We start from the raw sequence: 14,217 nt of genomic DNA, 5'->3' as shown, positions 1-14,217 counted from the left end.
TCTTATATTAATAGTTAAAGTCGTTTGCTTTCCTTAACTATTAATACAAGTTTTATGTATAAAAAAAACACTTCAAGATGATAGCAGGATTGAGATTAGAAATTCGGCTAATCCCAATCCACCAATTATATTGGTTGCTATAGAGCTAGACTCCTCGATTATCTCTTGAAATCATAACACTCTCCATCATCAAAGTGAATTAGTCAACTTAAGAAATAGCGTTATCTTAAACTAGCTCTAAGATAACCATCGGTGCACCGTCGCCACGACGAGGACCTTTCTTAAGGATACGTGTGTATCCACCATTACGTTCAGCGTAACGCTCAGCATAAGTATCAAACACACGATTTAATACAGTCTCAACCACTACCTCATCACCTTCGATACGAGCATCTGCAATTTCATTGCGTAAGAATGCTGCTGCACGACGACGAGAAGCTAAATCACCTTTTTTACCCAGAGTGATCATTTTATCAACTGTCTTACGAACTTCTTTAGCGCGGGCTTCAGTTGTTTCGATACGCTCGTTGATAATCACATCTGTCGTTAAATCACGTAGTAAAGCCTTACGTTGTGAACTCGTACGACCTAATTTACGATATGACATTCAGTTTCCTCCTTTACTCTCTACTAGTCTTCTTCACGTAAGCTTAATTCTAAACCAGCTAATTTATTTTTCACTTCATCTAATGACTTACGGCCGAGGTTACGAACCTTCATCATTTCAGCTTCGGATTTATTAGTTAGCTCTTGAATTGTATTTATTCCGGCACGCTTTAGACAATTATAAGATCGAACAGACAGATCAAGTTCTTCTATCGTCATGACAAGAACTTTTTCTTTTTCTGCTTCTTCTTTTTCTACCATAATTTCAGTATTACGTGCTTCATCATTCAAATCTACAAAGATATTTAAATGTTCAGTTAAAATTTTTGCAGCTAAACTTAGAGCTTTTTCTGGACTTATTGACCCATCGGTCCATATATCCAATGTAAGCTTATCATAAATATTTCGCTGTCCAATCCGAGTATTTTCAACTTGATAGTTTACTTTTTTGATTGGAGTGTAGATCGAATCAATCGGCAATACACCAATTGGTGTATCTTCTCGCTTATTATGTTCACTTCGAACAAATCCACGACCATTTGACACATTCATTTGCATATTCAATTGAGCACCTTCTGCTAAGGTACAAATATACAAGTCAGGGTTTAGGATTTCGATTTCATTATCATGAATAATATCTGCTGCTGTTACTGTTTTAGGACCTGCAACATTTAATTCGATCACCTTATCTTCTTCTGTATGTGTATTGAAAGCTACTTCTTTTAAATGCAAAATGATGGTTGGAACGTCTTCAACCACACCTTTTATTGTAGCAAATTCATGAACTACGCCTTCAATTTGAACACTTGTAATCGCTGATCCTGGTAATGAAGATAACAAAATTCTACGTAATGAATTTCCAAGGGTTGTTCCATAACCACGTTCAAGTGGCTCAACGACAATTTTACCATACTTAGCATCGTCACTGATTTCAATCGTTCTAATATCTGGTTTTTCAATTTCGATCATCGATTATTTGCCCCTTTCAAAACGTTTGTCGCGATGATAATTTCGTTTCTAAACGGATTCTACACAATTATCATTATACACGGCGACGTTTTGGTGGACGGCATCCGTTGTGTGGAATTGGTGTAACATCACGAATAGCTGTAACATCTAATCCAGTTGCTTGTAATGAACGGATTGCAGACTCACGACCTGAACCTGGACCTTTAACAGTTACTTCGACTGTCTTCATGCCATGATCCATTGCTCCTTTAGCTGCAACCTCAGATGCCATTTGCGCTGCAAATGGAGTTGCTTTCTTCGAACCACGGAATCCAAGTGATCCAGCTGATGACCATGAAACAGCATTTCCATTCACATCAGTGATCATAACAATCGTATTGTTAAAGGTTGAACGAATATGAGCAATTCCTTTTTCAATATTCTTTTTAACACGACGACGACCTCTACGTGCTTGTTGTTTTGCCATGAATTTTAACCTCCTTTGTTAAGTTCTATCTAATTGGTTTCTTAGGACCTTTACGAGTACGTGCATTATTTTTAGTGTTTTGTCCACGTACAGGTAAGTTACGACGATGACGGATACCTCTTAATGAACCAATATCTTGAAGACGTTTGATGTTCATGCTGACCTCACGACGTAAGTCTCCTTCAACACGAATCTTATCAATGATTTCACGGATACGATCCAATTCGTCGTTCGTTAAATCTTTTACACGTGTATCTTCAGAAACATTTGCCTCTTCTAAGATTTTCTTAGCAGTTGAGTTGCCGATACCGAAGATATACGTTAAAGAAATAACCACACGTTTTTCGCGGGGAATATCTACTCCTGCAATACGAGCCATGCAATTTCCTCCTTCTTAATTATTATCCTTGACGTTGTTTGTGTTTTGGATTTTGACAAATCACCATAACTTTTCCTTTACGGCGAATAACTTTGCATTTTTCACAAATTGGTTTTACTGATGCTCTAACTTTCATTATACTCCTCCTTATTTCGTAGACTACTTAAAGCGATAGGTAATGCGGCCACGAGAAAGGTCATAAGGGGATAATTCAACAGTGACTTTATCTCCAGGTAGAATACGGATATAATTCATACGGATTTTACCAGAGACGTGTGCTAATATTTCATGACCATTCTCAAGTTCTACCTTGAACATAGCGTTCGGTAGAGTTTCCATAATAATACCTTCTACTTCAATTACATCATCTTTTGCCATTCACTTACCTCCTATGGACGAAGTTTTATAATTTACTTAACACTTCTTGAATCTTGCTATAAACTTGATCGATAGAATTTTCTCCACTCACTCGGTGCAACAATCCAAGTTCTTCGTAATAAGCTAGAATTGGTTGAATCGATTCCATTTGGAGATTAATACGATGAGCAACTTTTTCAGGTTTATCATCTTCACGTTGATAGAAGTCATGAGCGCCACATGAATCACATGTGTTCTCTACTTTTGGTGGATTATAAATCTTATGGTAACTTGCTCCACAAGATCCACAGATAATTCTTCCACTTAAGCGTTCTTTTAGAACTTCAGGAGCCACATCAATGTAAATAACGGCATCGATTTTAGAATCGAGGCTTTCAAGGTTGTCACTTAAAGCGCGGGCTTGTTGTAAAGTTCTTGGATAGCCATCCAACATAAAGCCATTTTCTTTTACGTCGCTTTGATTTAAACGTTCTTTAACAAGTCCGTTAGTAATTTCATCTGGAACGAGATTACCATTGTCGGTATATGATTTCGCCTCTAGTCCTAGTGGCGTCTCATCTTTAATCGCTTGCCTGAATATATCGCCAGTAGCAATATGGACAACCGGATAGTCTCGAGTAATTTGTTCACTCTGAGTTCCTTTACCAGCCCCAGGTAAACCCATTAATAATATATTCATTAATTAATCATCCTTTATATTTGTCTATTACGCAATTATAAATTCAAGAAACCTTGATACCGACGTTTAATCATACGACCTTCAATTTGCTTAGCTGTTTCAATCGCTACTCCAACTACAATTAGCAAACTTGTACCTGACAAAGCAATATTAGCGGGAACTTTCCAAATGAAGCTCACGACAATTGGTAATAGTGCAATCACTGTTAAGTAAATTGAACCTACACCACTCAAGCGATTAATTAAACGAGTAATATAATCTTCAGTATCTTTTCCTGGCCGTACACTCGGAATATATGCAGCTTGTTTCTGTAAGTTTTCAGCTACCTTTTCTGGATTCACTTGAATTAATGAATAGAAGAAGGTGAATGCGATTAAAAGAATTGTATAGAATACCGCACCATACGGATGCTGAATGTTTAATACCTTGCTAAGTAATTCCATCACGCCACCTTCAGGATTTGGATTAATTAAACCGATAATCGTTTGAGGCGTAGTTAAAAATGATGTCGCAAAGATGACTGGAATAACTCCAGCAGAGTTAATTTTTAGCGGCAAATGCGCCATATGTCTAGCGCCAGATACTTTTTTGGAGTGGTGGATCGGGATGCGACGCTGAGCCCTTTCCATTATGACGACAATGGTTGTCATAACAATAAGAGCTAGAACAACTCCTAAACCAATTAGAATATTGATTCCCAATTTGTCGCCAGCTCCAATGATCATCGTATTCACAAAAGCGACAACTTCCTGTGGAATTTGTGCTAGAATACCTGACATAATTAAAATAGAAATCCCATTACCGACACCCTTACGTGTAATTTGTTCACCTAACCAAACGAGTAACATGCTGCCAGCTGTTAAGACAAGAGCAATTGTTAAATAGGTGGAAGGTTGTGGATTCTTAATTAAACCTAAACCGGACATACGGTTTAAACCATATGAAAGACCAGCTGATTGGATATAGCCTATGACTATGGCTAAGTATATCGTCCACTGGTTTAATTTACGTCGTCCCACTTCACCTTGCTTGGCCCATTCAGTAAACTTTGGAATAATATCCATTTGTAAGAGTTGAACAATAATGGAAGCTGTAATATAAGGCGAGACTCCCATAGCAAACAGTGAATACCGGCCTAAGGCTCCTCCACCAAATGTGTTTAAGAGCCCCAAAAGACCATTACTTGCTATTGAATCTAAAACTTTCGCATTTACTCCTGGCATAGGGATATGCGATCCTAATCTAAAGATTGCTAAAATAAACAAGGTGAAAAGAATTCTTCTTCTAACATCTCGCGAACTAAAAGCATTCTTAATAAATGTGAACATTAGATCACCTCGATTGAACCGCCAGCTGCAGTAATAGCTTCCTCTGCAGTTTTAGAGAACTTGCTAGCTTGAACAGTCAATTTTTTCTCTAAGTTACCCTCACCTAAGATTTTTACTCCTGATAATTCTTTTTTAATAACACCTGATTCAATCAATAAAGCCGGTGATACAACGGTTCCCTCGTCGAACATATTTAATGTCTCAAGATTAACAATTGCATAGTCTTTACGATTAACATTAGTGAAACCACGTTTTGGTAAACGTCTGAATAGAGGTTGTTGTCCTCCTTCAAATCCTAACCGTACACCGCCACCTGAACGCTGTTTATGTCCGCCTTGTCCACGACCAGCTAATTTACCGTTACCTGAACCTTGTCCACGACCTACACGGTTACGTTCCTTGCGCGCACCTTCAGCGGGTTTTAATGTGTGTAATTTCATATTGGCACCTCCTTATACTAGTATACTAGATTTAAGCTTCTTTTACTTCTACTAAGTGACTAATTGTTTGGAGCATTCCACGAATAGCTTCATTATCAGGTTTTATAACGGTTTTATAAGTTTTTGTTAACCCTAAAGCTTTGGCAGTAGCTACATGATTCTTTTTACGACCAATTAGGCTACGTTTTAAAGTGATTTCTAAGTTTGCCATGGACTTTCCTCCTAACTTAATAATTCTTCTACTGTTTTACCACGCAATTGAGCCACTTCTTCAACCACTTTTAGTTGCTTCAAAGCTTCAACAGTCGCGCGAATCATATTAATAGGTGTATTAGAACCTAATGATTTAGAAGTTACATCAGCAACACCTGCTAATTCCATAACGGCACGAACAGGCCCTCCTGCAGCCACTCCAGAACCGGCTTGTGCTGGTTTAAGCAGAACGCGTCCACCACAGAATTCACCGATAACTTCATGAGGAATCGTTGTTCCTGCCATTGGGACAGTTACTAGGTTTTTCTTAGCCGCTTCGATTGCCTTACGAATTGCTTCTGGAACTTCTTGAGCTTTACCGGTTCCAAAACCAACGTGTCCTTCTTTATCTCCAACAACTACAAGTGCTGAGAAACGTAAACGACGTCCACCTTTTACAACTTTAGTTACTCGGTTAATCGCTACTACACGTTCTTCAATTTCACCTAAATTTTCTGGTTTAATATTAACCATCGATCGGTTTCCTCCTTTTCTTAAAATTCGAGTCCATTTTCACGTGCAGCTTCAGCTAAGGCTTTAACACGTCCGTGATAGATATATCCGCCACGGTCAAATACTACGACTTTAATTCCTTTTTCAGCAGCGCGTTCAGCAATTAATTTTCCAACTGCAGAAGCTTGTTCTGTTTTACTTGCCTTAGCTACTGACTCATCTTTACTAGAGGCACTTGCTAGCGTCACACCCGCTACGTCATCAATTAATTGAGCGTAGATGTTTGTATTTGAACGAAATACGTTTAAGCGTGGGCACTCAGCAGTACCAGAAATCTTATTACGAATACGATTATGGCGTTTTTTACGCGACTTATTTTTATCTGGTTTAGTAATCACAATGGTCACCTCTTTAATTTAATTTTGAATTTAATTTGATAAATAATTCGATTATTTACCAGTTTTACCTTCTTTGCGAATAACATATTCATCAACATAACGAATTCCTTTGCCTTTATATGGTTCAGGTGGTCGAATGCCACGAATATTAGCTGCTAATTCGCCAACTTTTTCTTTATTATAACCGTTAACAATGATTTGTGTGTTTGAAGGAACTTCAAATGATACACCTTCTGAAGCTTCAAACTCAACCGGGTGTGAAAGACCTACGTTTAGAACTAACTTAGTACCTTGTAATTGAGCACGATATCCAACACCAATTAATTGAAGTTCTTTTTTAAAGCCTTCAGAAACACCAACAACCATATTATTAATTAAAGAACGGGTTGTTCCATGTAATGAGCGATTTACTTTTGAATCGTTTGGACGGCTAAATGTAATCTCTGATTCATTAATTTCAATCTTGATGTTTGGACTAACTTCTCTAGTTAATTCACCTTTTGGTCCTTTGACAGTCACTGTATGACCATCCATTGAAACGGTTACGCCAGCTGGAATTGTTACGGGATTATTTCCTATACGACTCACAGGGGCTGCACCTCCTTTAATTTTATAAGTTTTACCAAATATAAGCTAACACTTCGCCACCAATACCTTGTTGACGAGCTTCTTTATCTGTTATCACACCATTTGATGTTGAGATAATTGCAATCCCTAAACCATTTAGTACTTTAGGAATATCTTCTGACTTAGCATAAATACGTAATCCTGGTTTAGAAATACGCTTGATACCAGTAATAACCTTTTCATCATTACGGCCATACTTCAAGAAGATAGTGATTTCATTTTGTTTGTTATCTTCAGTGATTTCAAAGTTTTTGATGAAACCTTCTCTTTTTAAGATTTCAGCAATCGCAACTTTAGCATTTGAAGAAGGTGCAGATACTATTTTATGTCCTACACTGTTTGCATTACGAATTCTTGTTAGAAAATCTGCAATTGGATCTGTCATTGCCATGTGGATTTACCTCCTTTGATTAATTATATATTTCTTACCAGCTTGCTTTTTTAACGCCTGGAATTTGTCCTTTATAAGCAAGTTCGCGGAAGCAAATACGGCAAAGCTTGAACTTACGGTACACAGAGTGCGGACGACCACAACGTTCGCAGCGAGAATACTCTTGAACCTTGAACTTTGGTTTGCGTTGGTTTTTAATTCTCATTGATGTTTTAGCCAAAGATAATGCCTCCTTTATTTCTTGAATGGCATGCCTAATTCTTTTAGAAGGGCATGTGATTCTTCATCAGTGTTTGCAGTAGTTACAACAACAATGTCCATTCCACGTACTTTATCTACATTATCGTAACTAATTTCCGGGAAGATTAATTGTTCTTTAACACCTAGTGTGTAGTTACCACGACCGTCGAATGCACGGCTTGAAATCCCTTGGAAGTCTCTTACTCGTGGTAGTGCGACCGAGATTAATTTATCTAAGAAATCATACATTCTTTCGCCACGTAAAGTTACTTTTGCACCAATCGGCATGCCTTCACGTAAACGGAAACCAGCGATTGATTTCTTAGCTTTAGTAATGATTGGTTTTTGCCCAGAAAGTAAAGTTAATTCATCCACTGCTTTTTCTAAGTTTTTAGCATTTCCAGTTGCGTCACCCACACCCATGTTGACTACGATTTTCTCAACTTTTGGGACTTGCATAATTGAAGAATAATTAAATTGCTCTACCAATTTTGGGGCAACTTCATTAAGATATTTTTCTTTTAAACGATTTGTCATTTAAAGTTCCTCCCTTCTAATTAATTGATAGTTTTATCTGATTTTTTAGCAAAACGAACTTTTTTGCCATCTTCAAAGCGGTAACCTACACGACTTGCTTCGCCAGTTTCTGGATCCACTAATTGAACATTTGATACATGAATCGCTGCTGGGAATTCTTCAATTCCACCAGTTTGTGTTTGACTTGGCTTACGATGTTTCTTCGCAATGTTAATTCCTTCTACAACAACTCTATCTTCACTTGGAATACTTTTAATAACCGTACCTTGTTTCCCTTTATCTTTACCAGAAATCACAAGGACTTTATCTCCTGTTTTAATACGCATGAACTGTTTCCTCCTTTTTCTTAAAATTACAGAACTTCTGGAGCTAATGAAACAATCTTCATGAAGTTGTTATCACGCAATTCACGTGCAACTGGTCCAAAGATACGTGTCCCACGTGGGCTCTTATCGTCTCGAATAATTACACATGCATTTTCGTCAAACTTAATATAAGAACCATCCTTACGGCGAGCTCCTGATTTAGTTCGAACGATTACCGCTTTAACAACATCACCTTTTTTGACAACTCCACCTGGCGTTGCGTGTTTAACCGTTGCAACGATGACGTCGCCTATATTAGCTGTTTTGCGCCCTGATCCGCCTAACACTTTAATTGTCAACACTTCACGAGCTCCTGAATTATCAGCAACTTTTAATCGACTTTCCTGTTGAATCATTTCGTTATCCTCCTTCCGATTTTCGCAATTATTAGATAATTACTGCTTCTTCAACAATTTCTAATAAACGGAAGCGTTTCGTAGCAGATAATGGACGAGTTTCCATGATACGTACGATGTCGCCTTCTTTAGCTTGATTTAACTCATCATGAGCTTTATATTTCTTAGAATATTTTACACGTTTACCGTATTTAGGATGAATTTTACGTGTGTCTACTTGCACAGTAATGGTTTTGTCCATTTTATCTGACACTACACGTCCTTGGTAAACTTTACGTTGGTTACGTTCAGTCATTTAATATGTGCCTCCTTTGTCGTTTTTACTTAGACAATTCTTGCTCACGCAAGACTGTTTTTATGCGAGCAATAGATTTACGTACTTGACGTAAACGGGCAGTGTTTTCTAATTGTCCTGTTGCTAATTGGAATCGAAGGTTAAACAATTCTTGCTTAAATTCTTTTTCTTTTTCAACCATTTCAGCAGTGGATAATTCTCTTATTTCATTAATTTTCATTCGATTCACCACCATATTCTTCACGTTTTACAAATTTTGTCTTGATTGGCAATTTATGGGAAGCTAAACGGAAGGCTTCTCTAGCGATCTCTTCGCTCACACCGTCAATTTCAAATAGAACTTTTCCACGTTTTGTAGGTGCTACCCATCCTTCGGGTGCCCCTTTACCTTTACCCATACGAACACCAATAGCTTTACTTGTATATGATTTATGAGGGAAGATCTTAATCCATACTTTCCCACCACGTTTCATATAACGTGTCATAGCGATACGGGCAGCTTCGATTTGACGGTTGGTAATCCAACCTGTTTCTGTAGCTCTTAGACCGTATGATCCAAAGTCAACTTGCTTTCCACCTTTTGCTTCTCCGCGCATTTTACCACGGAATTCACGACGGTGTTTTACACGTTTAGGTACTAACATGATTAATTTCCTCCTCTCTGAGAGTTATTTTTAGTTGGTAAGATTTCACCACGACAAATCCATACTTTCACTCCAAGTTTTCCATATTGAGTGTCTGCTTCTTCCCAAGCATAATCAATATCAGAACGTAGCGTATGTAATGGAACTGTTCCTTCAGTATAGTGCTCAGTTCTTGCCATATCCGCACCATTTAAACGGCCAGAAACCATCGTTTTAACTCCTTTAGCGCCAGCTCTCATCACACGTTGGATAGCTTGCTTTTGAGCCCGACGAAATGCCACACGGTTTTCTAATTGTTGAGCGATATCTTCTGCAACTAATTTAGCATCTAATGCTGGTTCTTTAATTTCAACAATGTTTAATTGAACTTGTTTGCCGGTTAATTTATTTAGTTCAGCACGTAATACGTCGACTTCTGATCCACCTTTACCAATTACCATACCTGGCTTAGCTGTGTTAACAGAAACTACAACGCGGTTTGCTGCACGTTCAATTTGAATAACGGATACAGAGGCATCAGCTAATTTCTTGTAGAGATACTCACGAATCTTGATATCTTCGTGTAAATAGTCTGCATATTGCTTGTCTGCGTACCATTTAGTATCCCAATCGCGGATGATGCCAACTCGCATTCCAATCGGATGTACTTTTTGACCCATTAATTAAGCCTCCTCTTTTTCTGATACCACAATTGTAATGTGGCTTGTACGTTTTAAGATCGGTGAAGCTGACCCTTTAGCACGAGGACGGAAACGTTTCATGGTTGGTCCTTCGTTAACGTATGCTTCACTTACATACAACGTTTCTAAATCTAAGTCATAATTATGTTCAGCATTTGCAATAGCTGACATTAATACTTTTTCTATAATTGGTGAACCAGCTTTTGGAGTGAACTTCAAAATAGCCATTGCTTCTCCAACTTGCTTGCCCCTGATAAGATCCATTACTAAGCGAGCTTTACGAGGAGCAATTCGAACTGTTTTTGCCATTGCTTTAGCAGATGTAATTTGTTCAGACATCTTATATACCTCCTCTTATTAGCGTTTCTTAGTTTTCTTATCTTGGTCAACGTGGCCTCTATATGTACGTGTAGGAACGAACTCTCCTAACTTATGACCGACCATATCTTCTTGGATAAATACAGGCACGTGCTTACGGCCATCATATACAGCAATTGTCATCCCAATAAAATTAGGGAAAATTGTTGAACGACGAGACCATGTCTTAATCACTTGTTTTTTCTGGGCATCTTGTTGAGCCTCTACCTTTTTCATTAAATGTTCATCTATAAAAGGTCCTTTTTTCAAACTACGAGTCACAATGTAGCCTCCCTTCAGAATTTATTGGTTATTATTTCTTACGTCCACGAATAATTAATTTGCTAGATTTCTTCTTAGCGTTACGAGTTTTAACACCCATAGCTTTTTTACCCCATGGTGTCATTGGTGATGGTCGACCGATTGGAGTACGACCTTCACCACCACCGTGTGGGTGATCGTTAGGGTTCATTACAGATCCACGAACAGTTGGACGTTTTGATAACCAACGAGAACGTCCTGCTTTACCAATATTAATCAATTCGTGTTGTTCGTTACCAACTGTTCCGATCGTTGCACGGCAAGTTGATAAGATCATGCGTACTTCACCTGAGTTCAGACGAACTAGAGTGTATTTGCCTTCTTGTCCTAAAACTTGAGCACTTGTACCAGCTGAACGAATTAATTGTCCACCTTTTCCTGGTTTTAATTCCACGTTGTGAATAACTGTACCAACCGGAATATTAGATAGTGCTAAAGCGTTTCCTATTTGGATATCCGCATTGTCACCGGACTCAATTTTTTGGCCTACTTTAAGGCCTTTAGGTGCTAGAATATATGTTTTAACACCGTCTTCATAATGCACTAGAGCAATGTTAGCAGTACGATTTGGATCGTATTCAATTGTTTTAATTGTTCCGACTACTCCATCTTTATTACGTTTAAAATCAATCACACGGTAAGCACGTTTATTTCCACCACCGTGGTGACGTACGGTTATTTTTCCTTGACCATTACGACCTGCACGTTGTTTTTTTGACTCTAACAAGCTTTTTTCAGGTGTTTTTGTAGTGATCTCTGAAAAATCATATCCAGTCATGTTACGACGTCCATTAGTCGTCGCTTTATAATGTTTAATTGCCACTGCGTTACCCTCCTATTTTAATATTTTCCAGAATTACTCAGCGTCTTCGCCAAACAATTCGATCCGGTTTGAATCTTCTGTTAAGGTAACCACTGCTTTTTTGTACTTACGAGTGAAACCTTGATAACGTCCCATTCTCTTTGTTTTTCCATCTACATTAATAGTATTAACTTTCGCTACTTTAACACCTTCAAACATTGCTTCAACAGCTTGCTTGATGTGAGTCTTATTAGCACGACGGTCAACTTCGAAAGTATATTTATTATCATCAATGGCTAGCATTGATTGTTCGGTAATTACTGGACGTAATAAAACTTCTGATAATTGCATTATGCTAAAGCCTCCTCTACTGTTGAAAGCGCAGCTCTTGTAATTAAGATACGATCCGCATTAATTACATCTAAAACATTCACATTCAAATCATCAATCACTTTTACATTTGGAATGTTACGTGCAGATAAGTACGCTGTTTCATTTGCACCTTCTAAGATTAATAATGTTTTGCTATCAATATTTAAGTTGTTTAATACCGCTTTGAATTCTTTTGATTTTGGTGCGTCAAAGACTAATTCATCAACAACTGTTAACTTCTCATCCATAACTTTTTGAGATAGTACAGAGTTTAAGGCTAAACGACGCATTTTCTTAGGTAATTTGTAACTGTATGAACGAGGTGTTGGTCCAAAGACAATTCCACCGCCTACCCACTGTGGTGATCTAGTAGAACCTTGACGCGCACGTCCAGTTCCTTTTTGTCTCCACGGTTTACGTCCTCCACCGCTAACGGCTGAGCGATTTTTAACCGCGTGAGTCCCTTGACGTAGTGAAGCTCTTTGCATTACGACTGCTTCGAAAACTACCGCTTCATTAGGTTCAATTCCGAAGATTGCTTCGTTTAATTCAACTTCTCCTGCTTGTGTTCCATCTTGTTTAAATAATGTAACTTTTGGCATTTGCTCGTTCCTCCCCTCTTAGATATTATTTAACTGTTTTAATTGCTTGTTTAATTTCAACGAGTGACTTCTTAGCACCTGGAACGTTTCCTTTAATAAGAATCACATTGTTTTCGCTATCTATTGATACGATTTCCAAGTTTTGAATAGTGATACGTTCGCCACCAGTTTGTCCAGGTAATTTTTTACCTTTAAACACTTTAGAAGCGTCTGACGCCATACCCATTGATCCAGGACGACGGTGGTAACGAGAACCGTGAGCCATAGGTCCACGAGATTGTCCGTGGCGCTTAATAGCTCCTTGGAAACCTTTACCTTTGGATGTACCCGTCACATCGACGATGTCACCAACTGCGAATGTTTCAACTGTGATTTCTTGCCCTACTTCATATTCTCCTAGCTCAACATCACGAAATTCGCGAACGAAGCGCTTAGGAGTAGCATTAGCTTTTGCTACATGACCCTTATGTGGTTTGTTAGTCAATACTTCACGTAAATCTTGGTATCCTACTTGAACTGCTTCATAGCCATCTGTTTCAACTGTTTTAACTTGTAAAACAACGTTTGCAGGAGCTTGGATAACAGTAACAGGAATTAATTCACCATTTTCAGTAAAGTATTGAGTCATTCCGACTTTAGTTCCTAAGATTCCTTTGGTCATGAGTACACCTCCATTATTTTATTTTTTATAATTTGATTTCTACGTCCACACCGCTTGGTAAGTCTAACTTCATTAAAGCGTCTACTGTTTTAGCAGTAGGGTTAACGATGTCAATCAAACGTTTGTGTGTACGCATTTCGAACTGCTCACGAGAATCTTTATACTTGTGTGTTGCACGAATAACTGTATAAACAGAACGGTCTGTTGGTAAAGGGATTGGACCCGATGTCTTAGCCCCTGTTCTTTGAGCAGATTCAACTATTTTCGCTGCAGAAACATCAAGAGCACGGTGCTCATAAGCTTTTAAGCGAATACGAATTTTTTGATTTGCCATTTTTATTTCCTCCTTCGTCAATATAAAATATGTGACTTGCTCCACAAGAATTTCTAACAAACCAGCCCTTGGCAACTTGGCCTGGCGTGTCACAACCTCTCGTTTCACTGCATATCTCCCTCTTCTCGAGGGATTGTGCCCATTTCGGGGCAGAACCCTCCAATTGACACAACCGATATTATACCGAAGATAGATTGCTAATGCAAGCGATAATCAAAGCTTTCTTGAGTATTTGTTAAACGTAAATGATAATGTCTCAAGAGAACACAAATCAAAATGTCCCAC

At 38.2% G+C, this 14,217-nt stretch carries 29 protein-coding genes; all 29 read right to left on the bottom strand.

The window, feature by feature from the left end; genetic code table 11:
* Positions 1-226: 226 nt before the first annotated feature.
* The 29 genes from rplQ to rpsJ all read right to left on the bottom strand — a co-directional run bounded on the left by rplQ (position 227) and on the right by rpsJ (position 13,932).
* A complete protein-coding gene (gene rplQ, locus ACQV2O_RS04565) occupies positions 227-607 on the bottom strand; it encodes a 50S ribosomal protein L17 (protein WP_258436808.1) in 381 nt (126 codons plus the stop codon).
* 23 nt (positions 608-630) lie between these two features.
* Complete coding sequence (locus ACQV2O_RS04560; RefSeq protein ID WP_428873268.1) at positions 631-1,575, bottom strand: DNA-directed RNA polymerase subunit alpha; 945 nt, start codon at positions 1,573-1,575, stop codon at positions 631-633.
* 73 nt (positions 1,576-1,648) lie between these two features.
* Positions 1,649-2,041 (bottom strand): 30S ribosomal protein S11, encoded by a 393-nt coding sequence (rpsK, locus tag ACQV2O_RS04555; RefSeq protein ID WP_090289495.1) that lies wholly within the window; start codon positions 2,039-2,041, stop codon positions 1,649-1,651.
* Positions 2,042-2,066: 25 nt separating this feature from the next.
* Positions 2,067-2,420 carry a 30S ribosomal protein S13 gene (gene rpsM / locus ACQV2O_RS04550; RefSeq protein WP_428873267.1) on the bottom strand — a complete coding sequence of 118 codons (354 nt, stop codon included), beginning with the start codon at positions 2,418-2,420 and terminating at the stop codon, positions 2,067-2,069.
* 22 nt (positions 2,421-2,442) lie between these two features.
* Complete coding sequence (gene rpmJ, locus ACQV2O_RS04545) at positions 2,443-2,556, bottom strand: 50S ribosomal protein L36 (protein ID WP_006908512.1); 114 nt, start codon at positions 2,554-2,556, stop codon at positions 2,443-2,445.
* Positions 2,557-2,579: 23 nt separating this feature from the next.
* Complete coding sequence (infA, locus tag ACQV2O_RS04540) at positions 2,580-2,798, bottom strand: translation initiation factor IF-1 (RefSeq protein WP_090289497.1); 219 nt, start codon at positions 2,796-2,798, stop codon at positions 2,580-2,582.
* Positions 2,799-2,823: 25 nt separating this feature from the next.
* Positions 2,824-3,477: an adenylate kinase gene (locus ACQV2O_RS04535; protein ID WP_428873266.1), complete on the bottom strand. Its 654-nt coding sequence runs from the start codon at positions 3,475-3,477 to the stop codon at positions 2,824-2,826.
* A gap of 35 nt (positions 3,478-3,512) precedes the next feature.
* Positions 3,513-4,805 (bottom strand): preprotein translocase subunit SecY, encoded by a 1,293-nt coding sequence (gene secY, locus ACQV2O_RS04530; protein WP_428873264.1) that lies wholly within the window; start codon positions 4,803-4,805, stop codon positions 3,513-3,515.
* Positions 4,805-5,245, bottom strand: coding sequence for a 50S ribosomal protein L15 (rplO, locus tag ACQV2O_RS04525; RefSeq protein ID WP_428873262.1), 441 nt, complete (start codon positions 5,243-5,245; stop codon positions 4,805-4,807). Before rplO ends, secY begins: the two co-directional genes overlap by 1 nt.
* A 31-nt stretch (positions 5,246-5,276) precedes the next feature.
* Positions 5,277-5,456: a 50S ribosomal protein L30 gene (rpmD, locus tag ACQV2O_RS04520; RefSeq protein WP_428873260.1), complete on the bottom strand. Its 180-nt coding sequence runs from the start codon at positions 5,454-5,456 to the stop codon at positions 5,277-5,279.
* An 11-nt stretch (positions 5,457-5,467) separates the two neighbouring features.
* Positions 5,468-5,971 (bottom strand): 30S ribosomal protein S5, encoded by a 504-nt coding sequence (gene rpsE / locus ACQV2O_RS04515; protein WP_428873259.1) that lies wholly within the window; start codon positions 5,969-5,971, stop codon positions 5,468-5,470.
* Positions 5,972-5,991: 20 nt separating this feature from the next.
* Positions 5,992-6,348 carry a 50S ribosomal protein L18 gene (gene rplR / locus ACQV2O_RS04510; RefSeq protein ID WP_428873258.1) on the bottom strand — a complete coding sequence of 119 codons (357 nt, stop codon included), beginning with the start codon at positions 6,346-6,348 and terminating at the stop codon, positions 5,992-5,994.
* Positions 6,349-6,399: 51 nt separating this feature from the next.
* Positions 6,400-6,936: a 50S ribosomal protein L6 gene (gene rplF, locus ACQV2O_RS04505; protein WP_428875090.1), complete on the bottom strand. Its 537-nt coding sequence runs from the start codon at positions 6,934-6,936 to the stop codon at positions 6,400-6,402.
* A gap of 31 nt (positions 6,937-6,967) precedes the next feature.
* A complete protein-coding gene (gene rpsH, locus ACQV2O_RS04500) occupies positions 6,968-7,366 on the bottom strand; it encodes a 30S ribosomal protein S8 (protein WP_428873254.1) in 399 nt (132 codons plus the stop codon).
* Between the two features lie 34 nt (positions 7,367-7,400).
* Entirely contained in the window at positions 7,401-7,586 is a 186-nt protein-coding gene (locus ACQV2O_RS04495) for a type Z 30S ribosomal protein S14 (protein ID WP_428873252.1), read from the bottom strand.
* 14 nt (positions 7,587-7,600) lie between these two features.
* Positions 7,601-8,143 (bottom strand): 50S ribosomal protein L5, encoded by a 543-nt coding sequence (rplE, locus tag ACQV2O_RS04490; RefSeq protein ID WP_428873250.1) that lies wholly within the window; start codon positions 8,141-8,143, stop codon positions 7,601-7,603.
* Between the two features lie 20 nt (positions 8,144-8,163).
* Positions 8,164-8,469, bottom strand: a complete 306-nt coding sequence (rplX, locus tag ACQV2O_RS04485; protein ID WP_428873248.1) for a 50S ribosomal protein L24 — start codon at positions 8,467-8,469, stop codon at positions 8,164-8,166.
* A 26-nt stretch (positions 8,470-8,495) separates the two neighbouring features.
* Entirely contained in the window at positions 8,496-8,864 is a 369-nt protein-coding gene (gene rplN, locus ACQV2O_RS04480) for a 50S ribosomal protein L14 (RefSeq protein ID WP_090289509.1), read from the bottom strand.
* A 31-nt stretch (positions 8,865-8,895) separates the two neighbouring features.
* Positions 8,896-9,159 carry a 30S ribosomal protein S17 gene (gene rpsQ / locus ACQV2O_RS04475; protein ID WP_428873246.1) on the bottom strand — a complete coding sequence of 88 codons (264 nt, stop codon included), beginning with the start codon at positions 9,157-9,159 and terminating at the stop codon, positions 8,896-8,898.
* A gap of 25 nt (positions 9,160-9,184) precedes the next feature.
* On the bottom strand, positions 9,185-9,379 hold the full coding sequence (gene rpmC / locus ACQV2O_RS04470) for a 50S ribosomal protein L29 (RefSeq protein WP_090289511.1): 195 nt from the start codon (positions 9,377-9,379) through the stop codon (positions 9,185-9,187).
* Positions 9,369-9,803: a 50S ribosomal protein L16 gene (rplP, locus tag ACQV2O_RS04465; protein WP_258436790.1), complete on the bottom strand. Its 435-nt coding sequence runs from the start codon at positions 9,801-9,803 to the stop codon at positions 9,369-9,371. Before rplP ends, rpmC begins: the two co-directional genes overlap by 11 nt.
* A gap of 2 nt (positions 9,804-9,805) precedes the next feature.
* Positions 9,806-10,462 (bottom strand): 30S ribosomal protein S3, encoded by a 657-nt coding sequence (gene rpsC / locus ACQV2O_RS04460; protein WP_428875089.1) that lies wholly within the window; start codon positions 10,460-10,462, stop codon positions 9,806-9,808.
* Between the two features lie 3 nt (positions 10,463-10,465).
* Positions 10,466-10,822: a 50S ribosomal protein L22 gene (gene rplV, locus ACQV2O_RS04455; protein WP_428873243.1), complete on the bottom strand. Its 357-nt coding sequence runs from the start codon at positions 10,820-10,822 to the stop codon at positions 10,466-10,468.
* An 18-nt stretch (positions 10,823-10,840) separates the two neighbouring features.
* Positions 10,841-11,122 carry a 30S ribosomal protein S19 gene (gene rpsS, locus ACQV2O_RS04450; protein WP_090289515.1) on the bottom strand — a complete coding sequence of 94 codons (282 nt, stop codon included), beginning with the start codon at positions 11,120-11,122 and terminating at the stop codon, positions 10,841-10,843.
* A 31-nt stretch (positions 11,123-11,153) separates the two neighbouring features.
* Positions 11,154-11,984, bottom strand: coding sequence for a 50S ribosomal protein L2 (rplB, locus tag ACQV2O_RS04445; RefSeq protein WP_428873242.1), 831 nt, complete (start codon positions 11,982-11,984; stop codon positions 11,154-11,156).
* 33 nt (positions 11,985-12,017) lie between these two features.
* On the bottom strand, positions 12,018-12,314 hold the full coding sequence (locus ACQV2O_RS04440; protein ID WP_428875088.1) for a 50S ribosomal protein L23: 297 nt from the start codon (positions 12,312-12,314) through the stop codon (positions 12,018-12,020).
* Complete coding sequence (rplD, locus tag ACQV2O_RS04435; RefSeq protein ID WP_428875087.1) at positions 12,314-12,937, bottom strand: 50S ribosomal protein L4; 624 nt, start codon at positions 12,935-12,937, stop codon at positions 12,314-12,316. The genes ACQV2O_RS04440 and rplD overlap by 1 nt, the downstream gene beginning before the upstream one ends.
* Positions 12,938-12,962: 25 nt before the next feature.
* A complete protein-coding gene (gene rplC, locus ACQV2O_RS04430; RefSeq protein WP_428873239.1) occupies positions 12,963-13,598 on the bottom strand; it encodes a 50S ribosomal protein L3 in 636 nt (211 codons plus the stop codon).
* 25 nt (positions 13,599-13,623) lie between these two features.
* Positions 13,624-13,932 (bottom strand): 30S ribosomal protein S10, encoded by a 309-nt coding sequence (rpsJ, locus tag ACQV2O_RS04425; protein WP_428873238.1) that lies wholly within the window; start codon positions 13,930-13,932, stop codon positions 13,624-13,626.
* Between the last annotated feature and the right edge of the window lie 285 nt (positions 13,933-14,217).

Source organism: Facklamia sp. P13055, assembly GCF_050409445.1.
GTDB lineage: Bacteria > Bacillota > Bacilli > Lactobacillales > Aerococcaceae > Facklamia.
Note: the sequence above shows the minus strand (reverse complement) of the source record. Positions and strands in the feature narration are given on the sequence as shown.

What these genes read in the sequence shown, in the direction of transcription:
- rplQ (WP_258436808.1), bottom strand. Translation starts at nt 607, where the DNA reads ATGTCATATCGTAAATTAGGTCGTACGAGTTCACAACGTAAGGCTTTA.
- ACQV2O_RS04560 (WP_428873268.1), bottom strand. Translation starts at nt 1,575, where the DNA reads ATGATCGAAATTGAAAAACCAGATATTAGAACGATTGAAATCAGTGAC.
- rpsK (WP_090289495.1), bottom strand. Translation starts at nt 2,041, where the DNA reads ATGGCAAAACAACAAGCACGTAGAGGTCGTCGTCGTGTTAAAAAGAAT.
- rpsM (WP_428873267.1), bottom strand. Translation starts at nt 2,420, where the DNA reads ATGGCTCGTATTGCAGGAGTAGATATTCCCCGCGAAAAACGTGTGGTT.
- rpmJ (WP_006908512.1), bottom strand. Translation starts at nt 2,556, where the DNA reads ATGAAAGTTAGAGCATCAGTAAAACCAATTTGTGAAAAATGCAAAGTT.
- infA (WP_090289497.1), bottom strand. Translation starts at nt 2,798, where the DNA reads ATGGCAAAAGATGATGTAATTGAAGTAGAAGGTATTATTATGGAAACT.
- ACQV2O_RS04535 (WP_428873266.1), bottom strand. Translation starts at nt 3,477, where the DNA reads ATGAATATATTATTAATGGGTTTACCTGGGGCTGGTAAAGGAACTCAG.
- secY (WP_428873264.1), bottom strand. Translation starts at nt 4,805, where the DNA reads ATGTTCACATTTATTAAGAATGCTTTTAGTTCGCGAGATGTTAGAAGA.
- rplO (WP_428873262.1), bottom strand. Translation starts at nt 5,245, where the DNA reads ATGAAATTACACACATTAAAACCCGCTGAAGGTGCGCGCAAGGAACGT.
- rpmD (WP_428873260.1), bottom strand. Translation starts at nt 5,456, where the DNA reads ATGGCAAACTTAGAAATCACTTTAAAACGTAGCCTAATTGGTCGTAAA.
- rpsE (WP_428873259.1), bottom strand. Translation starts at nt 5,971, where the DNA reads ATGGTTAATATTAAACCAGAAAATTTAGGTGAAATTGAAGAACGTGTA.
- rpsH (WP_428873254.1), bottom strand. Translation starts at nt 7,366, where the DNA reads ATGGCAATGACAGATCCAATTGCAGATTTTCTAACAAGAATTCGTAAT.
- rplE (WP_428873250.1), bottom strand. Translation starts at nt 8,143, where the DNA reads ATGACAAATCGTTTAAAAGAAAAATATCTTAATGAAGTTGCCCCAAAA.
- rplX (WP_428873248.1), bottom strand. Translation starts at nt 8,469, where the DNA reads ATGCGTATTAAAACAGGAGATAAAGTCCTTGTGATTTCTGGTAAAGAT.
- rplN (WP_090289509.1), bottom strand. Translation starts at nt 8,864, where the DNA reads ATGATTCAACAGGAAAGTCGATTAAAAGTTGCTGATAATTCAGGAGCT.
- rpsQ (WP_428873246.1), bottom strand. Translation starts at nt 9,159, where the DNA reads ATGACTGAACGTAACCAACGTAAAGTTTACCAAGGACGTGTAGTGTCA.
- rpmC (WP_090289511.1), bottom strand. Translation starts at nt 9,379, where the DNA reads ATGAAAATTAATGAAATAAGAGAATTATCCACTGCTGAAATGGTTGAA.
- rplP (WP_258436790.1), bottom strand. Translation starts at nt 9,803, where the DNA reads ATGTTAGTACCTAAACGTGTAAAACACCGTCGTGAATTCCGTGGTAAA.
- rpsC (WP_428875089.1), bottom strand. Translation starts at nt 10,462, where the DNA reads ATGGGTCAAAAAGTACATCCGATTGGAATGCGAGTTGGCATCATCCGC.
- rplV (WP_428873243.1), bottom strand. Translation starts at nt 10,822, where the DNA reads ATGTCTGAACAAATTACATCTGCTAAAGCAATGGCAAAAACAGTTCGA.
- ACQV2O_RS04440 (WP_428875088.1), bottom strand. Translation starts at nt 12,314, where the DNA reads ATGCAATTATCAGAAGTTTTATTACGTCCAGTAATTACCGAACAATCA.
- rplD (WP_428875087.1), bottom strand. Translation starts at nt 12,937, where the DNA reads ATGCCAAAAGTTACATTATTTAAACAAGATGGAACACAAGCAGGAGAA.
- rplC (WP_428873239.1), bottom strand. Translation starts at nt 13,598, where the DNA reads ATGACCAAAGGAATCTTAGGAACTAAAGTCGGAATGACTCAATACTTT.
- rpsJ (WP_428873238.1), bottom strand. Translation starts at nt 13,932, where the DNA reads ATGGCAAATCAAAAAATTCGTATTCGCTTAAAAGCTTATGAGCACCGT.